Origin of the sequence: Streptomyces sp. NPDC050703, from assembly GCF_040654435.1 — a bacterium.
In the GTDB taxonomy this organism is placed as follows: Bacteria; Actinomycetota; Actinomycetes; order Streptomycetales; family Streptomycetaceae; genus Streptomyces.
Genome location: NZ_JBFAHX010000011.1, coordinates 89,384 through 103,197 on the forward strand (window position 1 = coordinate 89,384; position 13,814 = coordinate 103,197).

The window sequence follows — 13,814 nt, forward strand, 5'->3', positions numbered from 1 at the left end:
ACGCTGGTAGCGCCTGAAAGGGAGTCGCATGAGCGGAAGCATCGAGCGAACCGGATCACGTGGACGACCGGCGCCCCCGGGGCGGGGGGAGCGCGTCGCCGGCTGGGCGGACGGGCGCCTCGGCATCCACACGCTCGCCAAGACCCAGATGCGCAAGATCTTCCCCGACCACTGGTCGTTCATGTTCGGCGAGATCTGCCTCTACAGCTTCCTGATCCTGATCCTCACCGGCACCTATCTGACGCTCTTCTTCGAGCCCAGCATGGCCGAGGTCACCTACGACGGCCCCTACGTCCCGCTCAAGGGCCTCCAGGTCTCCCGGGCGTACGAGTCCACGGTCGAGATCAGCATGGAGGTGCGCGGCGGCCTGCTGATCCGGCAGATCCACCACTGGGCGGCGCTCGTCTTCGTCGCCGCCATGCTCGCGCACATGATGCGGGTGTTCTTCACCGGCGCGTTCCGCAAGCCCCGCGAGGTCAACTGGCTGTTCGGCTGGACGCTGCTGTTCCTCGGCATCATCACCGGCCTGACCGGCTACTCCCTGCCCGACGACATGCTGTCCGGCACCGGCATCCGCTTCGCGCAGGGCGCCATCCTCTCCCTCCCCGTCGTCGGCACGTACCTGTCGTTCTTCCTGTTCGGCGGGGAGTTCCCGGGGAACGACATCATCGCGCGGCTCTACCCCATCCACATCCTGCTGCTGCCCGGCATCATGCTCGGGCTCGTCGTCGCCCACCTGATCCTGGTCTTCTACCACAAGCACACCCAGTTCGCCGGTCCCGGCAAGACCGAGAAGAACGTGGTGGGAGCGCCGTTCCTGCCCGTCTACATCGCCAAGGCCGGCGGCTTCTTCTTCCTCGTCTTCGGCGTGCTCGCGATCATGGGCGCGGTCGCCTCCATCAACCCCGTCTGGGCGATCGGCCCCTACCGCCCCGACCACGTCTCCACCGGCGCCCAGCCCGACTGGTACCTGGGCTTCTCCGAGGGACTGATCCGCGTGATGCCGAGCTGGGAGATCAACGCCTGGGGGCACACCCTCGAACCGGGCGTCTTCATCCCCTTCATGCTCTTCCCGCTCATCCTCGCCGCGATCGGCGCCTACCCGTTCATCGAGGCCTGGGTGAAGGGCGACAAACGGGAGCACCACATCCTCGACCGGCCGCGCAACGCCCCCGTGCGCACCGGGCTCGGCGTCGCCTGGCTGTCGCTGTTCGCCGTGCTGATGATCGGCGGCGGCAACGACCTGTGGGCCACGCACTTCCACCTCTCCATCAACGTCATCACCTGGTTCGTGCGGATCGGCTTCTTCGTCGTCCCCGTCGTCGCCTACCTCGTCACCCACCGCATCTGCCTGGGCCTCCAGCACAGGGACCGCGACAAGGTGCTGCACGGCCGCGAGAGCGGCACCGTCAAGCGGCTCCCGCACGGCGAGTACGTGGAGGTGCACGAGCCGCTGCCGCAGGGCGAGTTGTACCGGCTGACCGCCCATGAACAGCACACGCCCCTGGAGATCGGCCCGCTGGTCGACGCCAACGGAGTGGCCCGCAAGGTCCCCCGCTCGCTGCGGCTGCGCTCCCGCCTCTCCCGCGCCATGTACGGGCCCAAGGCGCAGGTGGCCAAGGCCACCCCGCAGGAGTACCTGGCGATCCACCGGGGGGAGGGCGATCACCACTGAGGCGGCGACTCGGTTAGCCTCGCACGGTGATGGCATCCGAGAGCACTCCGAAGCTGTTGGCGGTCAGCGACCTGCACGTGGCCTACGCGGAGAACAGGAAGTACGTCGAGACGATCCGGCCGACGACCGACCAGGACTGGCTGATCGTCGCCGGAGACGTCGCCGAGCGCATGGCCGACATCGAGTGGGCGCTGCGCACGCTCGCCGGGCGGTTCGCCCAGGTGGTGTGGGCGCCCGGCAACCACGAGCTGTGGACCCCCAAGGACGACCCGGTCCAACTGCGCGGCGAGGCACGGTACGAACACCTCGTCGCGCTCTGCCGGTCCATGGGCGTGCTGACCCCCGAGGACCCCTACCCGGTGTGGCGCGGCGCGGGCGGCCCGGTCACCGTCGCCCCGCTGTTCCTGCTCTACGACTACTCCTTCCGCCCCCAGGGGACCACCACCAAGGAGGCGGCCCTCGCGGCGGCCCACGAGGCGGGCGTCGTCTGCACCGACGAGTACTTCCTGCACCCCGACCCCCACGCCACCCGCGACGACTGGTCCCGCGCGCGGGTCAAGCTCACCGAGGAGCGGCTCGCCGAGCGGACGCCGGGCCTGCCGACGATCCTCGTCAACCACTGGCCGCTGGTGCGCGAACCCACCCGCATCCTGCGCTACCCCGAGTTCGCCCTGTGGTGCGGCACCGAACTGAGCGCGGACTGGCCCGTGAAGTACGACGCGGCGGCCGTCGTCTACGGCCACCTGCACATCCCCCGCACCACCTGGCACGACGGGGTGCGCCACGTGGAGGCGTCAATCGGCTACCCCCGCGAGTGGCGCAGGGGCTTCCACCCCGACCCGCACCTGCGGCAGATCCTGCCGGTGCCCGAGGGGGAGGAACGGGAGCCGCGGTAGCGGCGCGGGGGACCGGGCCGGGCCGCATGGGCCCGGCCGCGTGCAAGGGTTCCGCAAGCGCGGACATACCGGTGGACAAGCCGCGTCCGTGAAGCTCGGGGCAGGACGCCGCGTCCGGCCGGGCCGCCGGCCCGGCGGCCGGCCCCCGGGAGGAGGCGGACCCCATGCACCTGCTCGACCTGCTCGCGGCGCGCCCCCGGCCCGCCGCCGCGCTCCTCATGACGCTGACCCGGCGGTGCCCGCTGTCCTGCGCGCACTGCTCCACCGCCTCCGCGACGGACTCCGAACAGCTCGACGCGGCACCGCTCACCGCCTTCGCCGAGACCTTCCGCCCCGCCGACCGCCCCGACTTCCTGCTGCTCACCGGCGGTGAACCGCTGCTCAGGCCGCGCCTGGTCGAGACGCTCGCCGGGACGGCACGCGCGGCGGGCGTCCGCACCCAGCTCCAGACCGGCATGTTCTTCGCGCGCGACGCGGCGGGCGGCGGCCGAGTCCCGCCGCCGGTCGCGGACGCCCTCGCCGCCGTCGACCACGTCTCGGCCAGCCTCGACGTCTTCCACGAGGCCGAGGTGCCGCGCGCCCGCGTCCTCGACGTCCTGCGCGCGCTCCACGAGGCGGGCAAGGACGTCAGCGTGCAGCTCACCGGGCGCGGCCCCGACGACCCCTACCTGGCCGAGGCCACCGGGGACATCCGCCGCGCCCTCGACGACCGGGTGCCGATCCTGGTGGCCCGGGTGCGTCCCGCGGGCCGGGCCGCCGCATGGCTGCCGGACGCGGGCCCCGCCGCCGTGCCGCACGGCGCCGCGCCCTGCGCGATGGCGGCCTGGCCCGTCGTCGCCTTCGACGGGACGGTCGTCGCCTGCTGCAACCAGAACGTCGTCGACGGCCTCGGCGGACGGCTCCCCGGCCATCTCCGCCTCGGCCACGTCGCCGACGACGACTGGCCGACGATCCGCCGCCGCCTCCTCGGACGCCCGCTGCTGCGCGGCATCAGGACCCTCGGCCCGGTCCACCTCGCCGGCGCCCTGGCCGCCGCACCCGGGGGCGCCGGTCCCTCCGGCCAGGGGGACGCCGGGTACTGCGGTACGTGCGTGGGCGCGCTCGGCACCCCCGACGCGGCCCGCGCGGCCCGTGCCCGGCTGCGGCACGCGGGCGCCCGCGTCCTCGAACGCGAGATCGGCGGGCTCGTCGAGCGGGGCGGGGCGGACGGCTTCCTCGCCGGGCACGGCGTCGACGGCTACCGCGACCTCGCCCGCCTCGGCGCACCCGGGCACACCGCGGGCGCCGGGCCCGGCCGCGCCGGGGGTGTCGCGTGACCGGGGCGGGGACGCGCGTCGAGACCGCCGTCGGGCTGCTCGTGCCCGGCCTGCGCGCCACGCTCGAACGGATCTGGACGGCGCCCGAACCCGCCCGCGTCTACCCGGAGTTCCTCGTCCTGACCCACCAGATCATCAGGGCGTCCGTACCCCTCATGGAGACCGCCGTGTCCCGCTGCGGCGAGCTGGCGCGCCGGGACGGCGACCCGGTGGCCGCCGCGCTGATCCCCTACTGGGAGCGGCACATCGAGGAGGAGGCGGGCCACGACACCTGGGTCTGCGAGGATCTCGCCGCCCTCGGCCACGACCCCGCGCGGGTATGGCGCGGCGTGCCGCCCGCGGCGGTCGCCGGGCTCTGCGGGGAGCAGTACTTCTGGATTCACCGGCTCCACCCCGTCTGCCTCCTCGGCTACCAGGCGGTGCTCGAAGGCAGCCCGCCGCGCCCCGACGTCGCCGCCGTGCTCAGCGCGCGCACCGGCCATCCGCGCGGCGCCTTCCGCACCCTCGCACGGCACGCGGCGGCCGACGTCGGCCACGGCGCGGAGCTGCGCGCGCTCCTCGACGCACTCCCGCTGGGCGAGCGCCTGACGGCCGCGGTCAGCAGTTCCGCGCTGCACACGGTGCGGTCCGTGATGCGGGTCTTCGAAGGGCTCGTCGACGCGTACGGCCTCCGGAAAGGGGTCCTGTGATGGCGAAGCCGCCCGCGATGGCCACGGCGCTGCGGCACCGGCGCTTCCGCACCCTGTTCGCGAGCCAGGTGGTCTCCTGCGTGGGCGACTGGCTCGACTACCTCGCCCTGATCGTCCTGGTGACCTACGTCTGGGACCAGGGCGCGGGCGCCCTCGCCGCCGTCAGCGTGGCGACGGCCGTGCCGCTGGTGCTGCTCGCCCCCGTCGCCGGCGCGCTCGCGGACCGGGCACGCGACCGCAAGGCCGTCCTGATCGGCTGCGACGTGGCGCGCGCCGCCCTGGTGCTCGGCTACCTCGCGGCACCGGGGCTGCCGGCCCTGCTCACCCTCGTGGTGCTCAAGGTGTCGTTCTCGGCGGTGTTCAACCCGGCCTACCAGAGCACCCTGCGGTCGGTGGTGCCCGAGCGGGACATGCTCTCCGCGATGTCCCTGACCGTCTTCGCCAACCAGGCGGCGAAGGTGGCGGGCCCCGCGCTGAGCGGTCTGGTCGTCGCCGTCTGGGGAGTGCGTGCCGCCTTCGTGGCGGACGCCGCCACGTTCGTCGTCTCCGGTCTGCTGCTCTGCGCCGTGCGGCTGCCCCGGCGGACCGCGGACGAGGAGGAGGCGGGGCGGGCGGCCGAGCGGCGCGGGCGGGGCAGGCTGTGGGCCGAGACCGCCGAGGGCGTGGCGTTCATCGTCCGTACGCCGGCGCTGATCGCCGTGATCGGCAGCATGGCGGCGACGCTCTTCCTCGTCCTCGCCTTCGACACGCTCTCCCCGCTCGCCATGCGGGAACTCGCCGTCGGCGAACGGGACCTGGGGTACGTGGTCGCGGCCGTCGGGCTCGGCGCCGTGCTCGGCACGCTGGCCATCAGCCAGTGGGGCACGCGGGTACGCCCCTTCGTCCTCCTCGGCCTCGCGCAGGTCACCGTGGGGGCGCTCGTCGGCGGCATCGGCATCGGCCTCGGCGCGGGGGCCGACGGCCTCGCCCCGCTCTGGACGGCCGTCGCGTTCGGCATCGGCTTCGCGGCGGCCGGGATCATGGTCGTCTTCCCCTACGTGCTGCACCGGGAGACACCGCAGGAACTCATCGGCCGCGTCACGTCCACCGCGAACGCCTTCCCCGTCCTGCTCCAGCTCGCGGCACCGCCCCTGGGCGCGCTGCTCGCGGGCTGGTTCAGCGTCGGCTTCGTCTTCCGCACGGCGGGAGCGGCGCTCTGCGTCGTGGGCGTGGTGGTGTGGATCTACGGGAGGGGCCAGAAGGTGGAGCGTGACGAACGCGCGGTGCACGGCGGCGAACAGGCCGAGGACCCGGAGACGGGCCCGGAGACGGACTGGGAGGCGGGCCCGGAGACGGACCCCGAGAAGGATCTGGCGAAGGACCTGGAGAAGGGCTCGGACAAGGCCCCGGACAAGGCCCCGGACAAGGCCCCGGCCGAGAACCTGGAACTGCTGCGCGACGCCGGCTTCCCCGTCGACCACCTGCCCGACGGGCGGCGCGAGGCCCTGTCGGAGCTGTCCGACGAGGAGCTGCGGACCCTGATCGACGTACAGGCCCGCATTCAGGAGCGGGCGCCCGAGGTCGAGGCGCACAGCGTGGAACCGATCATCGGGGGCGTCCTGTTCTGACCGCCCCGCGGGGCAGAGAGGGCCGGGGCGTGATGGGGGAGGGAGAACGAGGGTGCGCGAGCGAACCACCCAGAGCCGCAAGACCGTCACCATCGTCTTCTGCGACATGGTCGGTTCCACGGCGCTCGGCGAACGCCTGGACGCCGAGGCGCTGCGCCACCTCATGCTCCGCTACTACGCCCTGCTCAGCGACTGCCTGGAACGCCACGGCGGCACCGTGGAGAAGTACATCGGCGACGCCGTGATGGCCGTCTTCGGCATCCCGGCGCTGCGCGAGGACGACGCGCTGCGGGCGGCCCGCGCCGCGCTCGACATCCTCGCCGCGGTCGAGACGTTCGCCGAGGGCGCGCGGGGCGCCCACGGCGTACCGGTCGCCGTGCGCATCGGCATCCACACCGGCGAGGTCGTCACCTCCGGCGCCGCCGACGCGGGCCACGCCCTGGTCTCCGGCGAGGTCGTCAACGTGGCGGCCAGGCTGGAACAGCACGCCCCCACCGGGCAGATCCTCATCGGCGCCGACACCCACCGGCTGATCGCGCACGCCGCGGAGACCGTGCCGGTGCCGCCGCTGGCCGTGAAGGGCAAGCGCGACCCGGTGCCCGCCTGGCGCCTGCTGGCTGCGGGCCCCCTGGAGCACGGCGCGGCGCGCGGCCCCGGGGTCGCCCTGGTCGACCGCCACGACGAACTCGCCCAGCTGAAGCTGGCGTTCACCCGCGTCCGCAGGGACCGCGCCTGCCATCTGGTGACGCTGTACGGCGACCCGGGCGTCGGCAAGAGCAGGCTCGCCCGCGACTTCGCCGCCGCGGCACGGGACGACGGGGCGGCGGTGGCCCGCACCGGCTGCCCCCCGTACGGCAGCGAGGGCTCCCTCGCGCCCCTCGCCGACATGCTGCGGCGGCTGCTCGGCGACGCCCCGGACCAGCGCCTCGCGGAACTCCTCGGCACCACGGGCCCCGACGCCGCCGTCGCCACCGCCCTGGCCCGCCTCGCCGGCACCGGACGCTCGGGCACCTCCTTCGACGAGACCTGCTGGGCGCTGCAACGGCTGTGTACCGCCCTCGGCGGCGAACGCCCGCTCGTCCTCGTCATCGACGACCTCCAGTGGGCGCACGAGGACCTGCTCGCCGCGCTCGACCACATCGCCGACTGGGTCAAGGACGCCCCCGTCCTCCTGCTCGGCCTCGCCCGCCCCGAACTCCTCGAACGGCGCCCGAGCTGGGGCAGCGGCAAACTCGACGCGACAGCGCTCGTGGTGCCCCCGCTCGGCGGCGACGACTGCCGGGAACTCGTCCTGCGGCTCGGCGACCGCGGTCCGGCGGGCGGGGACGTGCGGGCGCACCTCGTGCCGCCGCCCCTGCCGGGGCCCGCCGTGGACCGGCTCGTCAGCCGCTCCGAAGGCAACCCCCTCTTCGTCGAGCAGATCGTGGAGATGGTCGCCGAAGGCGCCGACCCCGACGACGTACCGCTCTCGGTACGCGCCATCGTGGCCGCCCGCCTCGACCGGCTGGCCCCCGCGGAGCGGGCCGTACTCGAACACGCCGCGGTGATCGGCGGCGACTTCACCACCGACGACCTCGCGGCGCTCGCGGAACCCGGCGCGAAGGAAGCGGGACCCATCGTCCGCGACCTCGCACGGCGGCGCCTCCTGGAACCCGCGGACCCCGGCCCCGCTGGCCGGCCCCGCTGGCGCTCCGCGGGCCAGCTGATCCGCGACGAGGTCTACACCGGCATGTCCAAACTCCTGCGCGCCCGGAGCCACGAGCGCTTCGCCGCCCACGTGGAGCACCACGGCCCCGACGACCACCACACCATCGGCACCCACCTCGAACACGCCGCGCGGCTGCGCGCCGAACTCGACCCCGGCGACCCGCGGGCCCGGCACGCCGCGGAGTCCGCCGCCGCGCACCTCGGCAGGGCGGGGACCGAGGCGCTCGCGCACGGCGACATCAACTGGGCGGTCGGACTGCTGCGCAGGGCCCTAGCGCTGACCGGCGACCACCCCGCCGCGCTCGCCGTACGGACCTCCCTGGCCGAGGCGCGGCTCGCCGCCGGCGACGCGGAGGAGGCGGTCACCGAGCTGCGCGCGCTGCTCACCGAGGCGGACGAGGCGGGAGACGGCAGGACAGCGGCCAGGGTCCGCCTCCAGCTCGGCTACCTGGACCCGGGCACCGAGGGCTTCGGGGCGCTCCTGGACGCGGCGCGCGCCGCGGTCCCCGTCTTCACCGAGGCCGATGACGCGCTGGGCCTCGCCCGCGCCTACCTCGCCATGGGCCAGGAGCGGCAGAGCCGCAGCCGCCACCGGGAGGCGGCGGCCCACCTGGAGCGGGCGCTTGACGCGTCGGTGCGGGCGGGCGCCGAGCTGGAGCGCGCGGGCATCCTCGGCGCCCTCGCCGTCTCCCTCTGGCTCGGCCCCGAGCCGGTCGGCTCGGCGCTCGACAGCTGCCGCGCCTTCCGCGGCGACCACCTCGCGGGACGCCTCGTGGGGCGGGCCACCGTGGGGTGCCCGATGGCCGTCCTGCTCGCCATGCGCGAGGAGTTCGACGCGGCCCGCGGCCTCCTGGACGACGCGCTGCGCACCCTGACCGACCTCGGGCACCACTTCGCGGTACCCGCAGTCGTCCTCTTCCGGGCCGGCGTCGAAGAGCTCGCCGGGCGGTGGCCGGAGGCCGAGCGGCTGCTCCGGAAGGCCGCCGACGGCATGGAGCGCCTCGGCGACCCCCAGCTGCACGCCACCGCCGTCCGCGACCTGGCCCGCGTCCTGCTCGCCAGGGGAGCGCCTGCCGACGCCGTGCGCGCCCTGCTCGACGTACTGGAGCGCGACGGGGTCACCGTGATGCCGGCGGCGGCCTGCGAGGTGTACGGCATGCGGGCCCGCCTCGCCGCCGCCGAGGGCGACGCGACGGCGGCCGACGCGCACCTCACCACCGCCCTGGGCGCCGCCGCGCAGACGGACTCGCCCGCCTGCCGGGCCACCGCCGAACTGGACCGCGCGCACTCCGCGCTGCTGCTCGCGCGCCGCCGCGAGGCCGAGCTGGCGGCCCGCGAGGCCGAGCGGCACTTCACCGCCAAGGGGCACCTGGTGGGGGCCCGCAGGGCCCGCGCGCTGCGGGACGGCCTGCGGTGACCGCCGCGCCCGAGGGGCTGACCTGGCATCTGCTCGGCCGCGACCGCGACGCCATCGAGGTCCGCACGGACTGGGCGGGCGCGGGGACCGCGGGGGAGGAGGACGACGGCGCCGCGTGGGCGTGGGGCGGCGCGAGCGGCCGTGGCGTCCGGGTCTGCGTGATCGACTCCGGCGTGGAGACCGCCCACCCCCTGATCGGCCCCGTCAACGCCTCCTACCTCGTACGGGAGGTGGCGGACGCCGGAGCACAAGGGGGGCACGAGGTCGTACGGGTGGCGGGCGGCGACTCCACGGGGCACGGCACCGCCTGCGCCTCGATCATCCGGGGCCTCGCGCCGCAGTGCGAGCTGGACAGCGTGCAGGTACTCGGCTCCGGCTTCCGCGGCTCGGGCGACGTGCTGATCGCCGGGGTGCGCTGGGCCGTCGAGCAGGGCTACGACGTCATCAACATGAGCCTGTCCACGACCCGCAGGGCGTTCGCGCCGGTCCTCCACGACCTGGCCGACCAGGCCTACTTCGGCCGCAGCCTCCTCGTCGCCTCCGCGCACAACATGCCGGTGGAGAGCTTCCCGTGGCGGTTCTCCTCCGTGATCTCCGTGGGCAGCCACGACGTCGACGACCCCGGGCTGCTGCTCTACAACCCGCGCCCTCCGGTGGAGTTCTTCGCGCGCGGCGTGCAGGTCCCCGCGGCCTGGCCCGGCGGCGGCACCCGGCGCTGCACGGGCAACAGCTTCGCCACCCCGCACGTGGCGGGGCTCTGCGCCCGCATCGTCGGCAAGCACCGCGGCATGACCGCGTTCCAGGTCAAGCAGGCGCTGTTTCTCGCCTCGGCCAACGTCAGGAGCCAGTAGATGAACCACAGCGGGCCGCCGGCACACACCGGCACGGGGGAGGACCAGGGCCACCACGCGCTGCTGCTCTCGGTGGTGCGCACGGCGGTCGCGATCTTCGACGCGCGGGCCGGCTCCATCGCCCTGCTCGACCAGGACAGCGGGGAGCTGGTCTTCGAGGCCGTGGCGGGAAAGGGCGAGGACGCCCTCGTGGGCCGGCGCTTCCCCGCGGAGCGGGGGATCGCGGGGTGGGTCCTGCAGTCCCGCCAGCCCGTCGAGGTGCACGACGTGGACAGCGACGCCCACTTCGCGCGCGACATTGCCGAGTCCACCAGCTATGTGCCCCAGGCGCTCATGGCGGCGCCGCTGCTGTGCGGCGACGAACCGCTCGGGGTGCTCGAAGTCCTCGACCGCAGCGCGGAACTGCGCACCCCGCTGGCCGCGATGGAACTCCTCGCCCTCTTCGCCGACCAGGCGTCCCTCGCCCTGGTCCTCGTGCAGCGCGCGCGTCGCGCCCGGCCCGCAGGGGCGGTGCCCGCGGGGCCTGCGGAGGCCGCCGCCCAGGCGCTGGCCGGGGAGATCAGCGCGCTGGACGGCGGCCGTCGGGAGCTCGCCCTGCGGATCGTCAGCGATCTGACGGAGGTCCTGCACAGACGGCCGTGACCGGACAGCCCGCGGAGACTGCCACGGGCGGCGGCGCCTGCTCCTGGGCGAGGTCGTGCACGAAGGCGCCGAGCCGGAACAGGCACGTGCCGTCGGGGCCCTGGGGCCGCACATGGGTCAGCGCGTGCGCGTCGCACAGCCGGTTCAGTGCCTGCGCGGCGTCCGCGGGCTCCCCGCCCAGGCGCAGCCAGGCGTCCATGAAGGTGAAGTCGCGCCCCACGTCCAGGAGTTGCAGCATGCCCCAGTCCTCGCCGGTGAGGCTGTCGTACCCGCGCCGCAGGCTGCGGCGGAGATCGACGTCGCCGACCGTGAACCAGTCGAGGCCGCAGGAGGACTCCACGTGGTCGGCGAGCTTGGCCAGCGGCCAGAACCTGCGCGGCGCGAGGCGGGCCCCCGCGATGCGCAGGGCCAGCGGGAGCCCGCCGCAGAACCGGGCGATGCGCAGGGCCGCCTCGGGCTCGGCGTCCACGACGTCGGCGCCGGTGATGCGGCGCAGCAGCTCCAGCGCGTCGCGGTCCCCGAAGGGCCCGAGTTCCAGCGCCTCCGAGCCGTCGAGGCCCGCGAGGCGCGAACAGCTCGTCACCACGGTGTGGACCGGCGGGGCGCTCGGCAGCAGCGGTCTCACCTGGGCCTCGCAGACGGCGTTGTCCAGGATGAGCAGGGCGGGCACCCGCAGCACGAACCGCGCCCGGTAGCGCCGCACCAGGCCCGGCAGATCGGGCGGCAGCAGCTCCGCGGGCTCGCCGAGCTGCTGGAGGAGGTCGGCCAGCGCCTCGGCCGGGGTGCGCGGCAGCCCCCGCCCGTCGACGAGGTCGACGTGGAAGACACCGCCCGGATACGCCTCGGCCGCCGTGTGCCCCGCGGCGACGGCGAGCGTCGACTTCCCGACGCCGGGCGGCCCCGTCACCACCGTCACCCGCCAGCACGCCGACGGCCCCGCGTGCGCCTCGACCTCGGGGACCAGCGCGTCCAGTTCCCGTGCGCGCCCGGTGAAGTCCGGCAGCCCCGGCGGCAGCTGCACGGCCGCGGGCACCGGCTCCGGGCCGCGGACGGGGGCGGGGACGGGGGCCGCGTCCTGCCGGGGGACCGCCACGGCCGTCGGCCCGCAGGACGCCGCGGGCCCGCCCTCCAGGATCTCCCGCTGCAACCGCTGGAGCACCGCGCCCGGTTCGAGGCCGAGCTCCAGGGAGAACAGGCGCCGCGTCTCGTCGTACGCGATCAGGGCGTCGTTCTGCCTGCCGACGCCGCACAGCGCCCGCATGTGCTGCGCCCGGAACTGCTCGCGGAAGGGGTGCTCGGCGAGCAGTGGTTCCACCTCGTCGAGCACCTCGTGGTGCAGGCCGAGCCGGAGGCGGGCGGTGAACCCCACCTCAAGGCCCGTCAGGCGCCGCTCGTCGAGGCGTGCCGCCTCCGCGTCCAGCGGTGCCACGCCCTCCATGCCCCCGAAGGGCCTGCCGCGCCAGAGCGACATGGCCTCGCGGATCAGCTGGTCGACGCGGACCGCGTCGCTCTCGGCGGCGGCCCGCCTCGCCATGTCGATGCCCTGCTCGAAGCGGACCATGTCGATGGACCGCGGGTCCACCGCGAGCCGGTAGCCGGGCCGCTGGTGCAGCAGCCTGGCGTCCACCTCGTGCCCCTCGTGCGCCAGCGCGCGGCGCAGGTGGTGCACGTACACCTGGAGGTTCTTGCCCGCGCTGCGAGGTGGGTCCTCGCTCCACAGGGCGTCCACCAGGCGGTCCACCGGGACCACCGAGTCCGGCCTGCACAGCAGCACCGCGAGCAGCACCTGCTGCTTGAACGGCCCCAGCGCGAGCTGCCCCGACCCCGTGACCGCGGCGAGCGGCCCGAGCACGTTGAACTGCAACACGGTTGAATCCTTCCCCCTGTGTGCGTACCTCTCGTGGTCGCGCCGCAGGGCCCAGGCGGGAAAGCACCTGGGCCCTCATGGTGTTCAGCCGGCGTACGGCGGGTGGTCCTTCGGGCGTGGGACTACCAGACGAAGGCACCGCTCAGCGGGCTGTTGCTGTGCGACACGACGTCCTCCGCGGCGTCGAGACGCGACTTGACGGAGTTCAGCAGCGCGACCTCCTCCTGGCTGAGGGAGGCGATCGCGTCGAGCTGCTGCGGGTTGGCGCCCTTGAAGTTGTGACCGGCGGCGGCGAGTTCCTTGAGAGCGTCGAACGACATGGCGTTCCTCCTTGGTTGACTGGTGGTCCGTCGGTCGGCGGACCACCGGTTGTGAGGGGAATGGGCGTCCCCTCACGCTCGGGTGGCCGCCGGGACAGGAGCCCGGCGGGAGGCCAGCACCGCCCGGAGGGCGGCGTCGGCGGCATCGACGGAGTGCAGCGCGCTGAGGCCGACGGCGGTGGCCAGATCGTGCGTCAGCGGCATTCCGTCGATGGTGCGCAGAAGTTCTTCACGGTGTTTCACGTCGAGCGCGGCATGGCGCTCCAGGGTGCGGAAACCGGTGCGTGGATATCCGGTGCGGCGCATCAGTTCGTCGACGAGTCCCGGTGCGGGCGGATTTCCCTCCAGGACCGCGATGTGGCCCAGCAGGCAGGCCGGGTGGTAATGGCGTATCCAGTAGTACTGGGCACCGACCAAATTGGCGACGGCCGCCTCCGGCACCCGGCGGAGCGGTTCCCGCGGGTCGAATCCGAGCGCGTCGAGATCCTGCCTCAGCCATTCGTCGTGGCCCTGTTCCTCGCGGATGTGCCGGGTCAGATATGTGGCGAGGACATCGGCCGCGGGGTCGCCCGTACGCTTCTCGGCCTCTTCGAGAGCGCATTCCATCAGGGGCACCGTCGAACGGATCGCGGTGTGCAGCATGCAGAGATACTCGGGATAGAGGTCGCGGAGCCGCGGTGAATCCCACAGCTCCCGCGAGGTCGCGGCGAGGCGGGGCAGCAGCAACTCGACTTTCGCGAGGAGCACACGGCTGTGCCGGGTGGTCATGGAACATCTCCTAGTCTCGCGGTGCGCGAAGTCCGTGGTGACGGCCCGGCAGGTAGGTG

General features: G+C 74.3%; 11 protein-coding genes. 8 read left to right on the forward strand and 3 right to left on the reverse strand.

Annotation, left to right across the window (positions count from 1 at the left end):
• Positions 1-28 precede the first annotated feature (28 nt).
• From AB0I16_RS13420 to AB0I16_RS13455, 8 genes are all read left to right on the forward strand, one after another.
• The gene (locus tag AB0I16_RS13420; protein WP_363249488.1) at positions 29-1,675 is read left to right on the forward strand and encodes a ubiquinol-cytochrome c reductase cytochrome b subunit; all 1,647 of its coding nucleotides are present in this window, start codon (positions 29-31) and stop codon (positions 1,673-1,675) included.
• Positions 1,676-1,704: 29 nt separating this feature from the next.
• Complete coding sequence (locus AB0I16_RS13425) at positions 1,705-2,571, forward strand: metallophosphoesterase (protein WP_363249567.1); 867 nt, start codon at positions 1,705-1,707, stop codon at positions 2,569-2,571.
• Between the two features lie 164 nt (positions 2,572-2,735).
• On the forward strand, positions 2,736-3,887 hold the full coding sequence (locus AB0I16_RS13430; RefSeq protein ID WP_363249489.1) for a radical SAM protein: 1,152 nt from the start codon (positions 2,736-2,738) through the stop codon (positions 3,885-3,887).
• Positions 3,884-4,576, forward strand: a complete 693-nt coding sequence (locus tag AB0I16_RS13435; RefSeq protein WP_363249490.1) for an iron-containing redox enzyme family protein — start codon at positions 3,884-3,886, stop codon at positions 4,574-4,576. Before AB0I16_RS13430 ends, AB0I16_RS13435 begins: the two co-directional genes overlap by 4 nt.
• Positions 4,576-6,183 carry an MFS transporter gene (locus tag AB0I16_RS13440; RefSeq protein WP_363249491.1) on the forward strand — a complete coding sequence of 536 codons (1,608 nt, stop codon included), beginning with the start codon at positions 4,576-4,578 and terminating at the stop codon, positions 6,181-6,183. The genes AB0I16_RS13435 and AB0I16_RS13440 overlap by 1 nt, the downstream gene beginning before the upstream one ends.
• 52 nt (positions 6,184-6,235) lie before the next feature.
• Positions 6,236-9,307 carry an adenylate/guanylate cyclase domain-containing protein gene (locus AB0I16_RS13445; RefSeq protein ID WP_363249492.1) on the forward strand — a complete coding sequence of 1,024 codons (3,072 nt, stop codon included), beginning with the start codon at positions 6,236-6,238 and terminating at the stop codon, positions 9,305-9,307.
• Entirely contained in the window at positions 9,304-10,158 is an 855-nt protein-coding gene (locus tag AB0I16_RS13450) for a S8 family serine peptidase (RefSeq protein ID WP_363249493.1), read from the forward strand. The genes AB0I16_RS13445 and AB0I16_RS13450 overlap by 4 nt, the downstream gene beginning before the upstream one ends.
• Entirely contained in the window at positions 10,159-10,800 is a 642-nt protein-coding gene (locus tag AB0I16_RS13455) for a GAF domain-containing protein (RefSeq protein ID WP_363249494.1), read from the forward strand. It begins immediately after the preceding gene.
• Here the strand turns inward: AB0I16_RS13455 and AB0I16_RS13460 are convergent.
• The 3 genes from AB0I16_RS13460 to AB0I16_RS13470 form a co-directional block, all read right to left on the reverse strand.
• Positions 10,763-12,667, reverse strand: a complete 1,905-nt coding sequence (locus AB0I16_RS13460; RefSeq protein ID WP_363249495.1) for a BTAD domain-containing putative transcriptional regulator — start codon at positions 12,665-12,667, stop codon at positions 10,763-10,765. The genes AB0I16_RS13455 and AB0I16_RS13460 overlap by 38 nt on opposite strands.
• A 122-nt stretch (positions 12,668-12,789) precedes the next feature.
• Complete coding sequence (locus AB0I16_RS13465; protein ID WP_062783374.1) at positions 12,790-12,987, reverse strand: aroma-sacti cluster domain-containing protein; 198 nt, start codon at positions 12,985-12,987, stop codon at positions 12,790-12,792.
• A 72-nt stretch (positions 12,988-13,059) separates the two neighbouring features.
• On the reverse strand, positions 13,060-13,755 hold the full coding sequence (locus tag AB0I16_RS13470) for an iron-containing redox enzyme family protein (protein WP_363249496.1): 696 nt from the start codon (positions 13,753-13,755) through the stop codon (positions 13,060-13,062).
• Between the last annotated feature and the right edge of the window lie 59 nt (positions 13,756-13,814).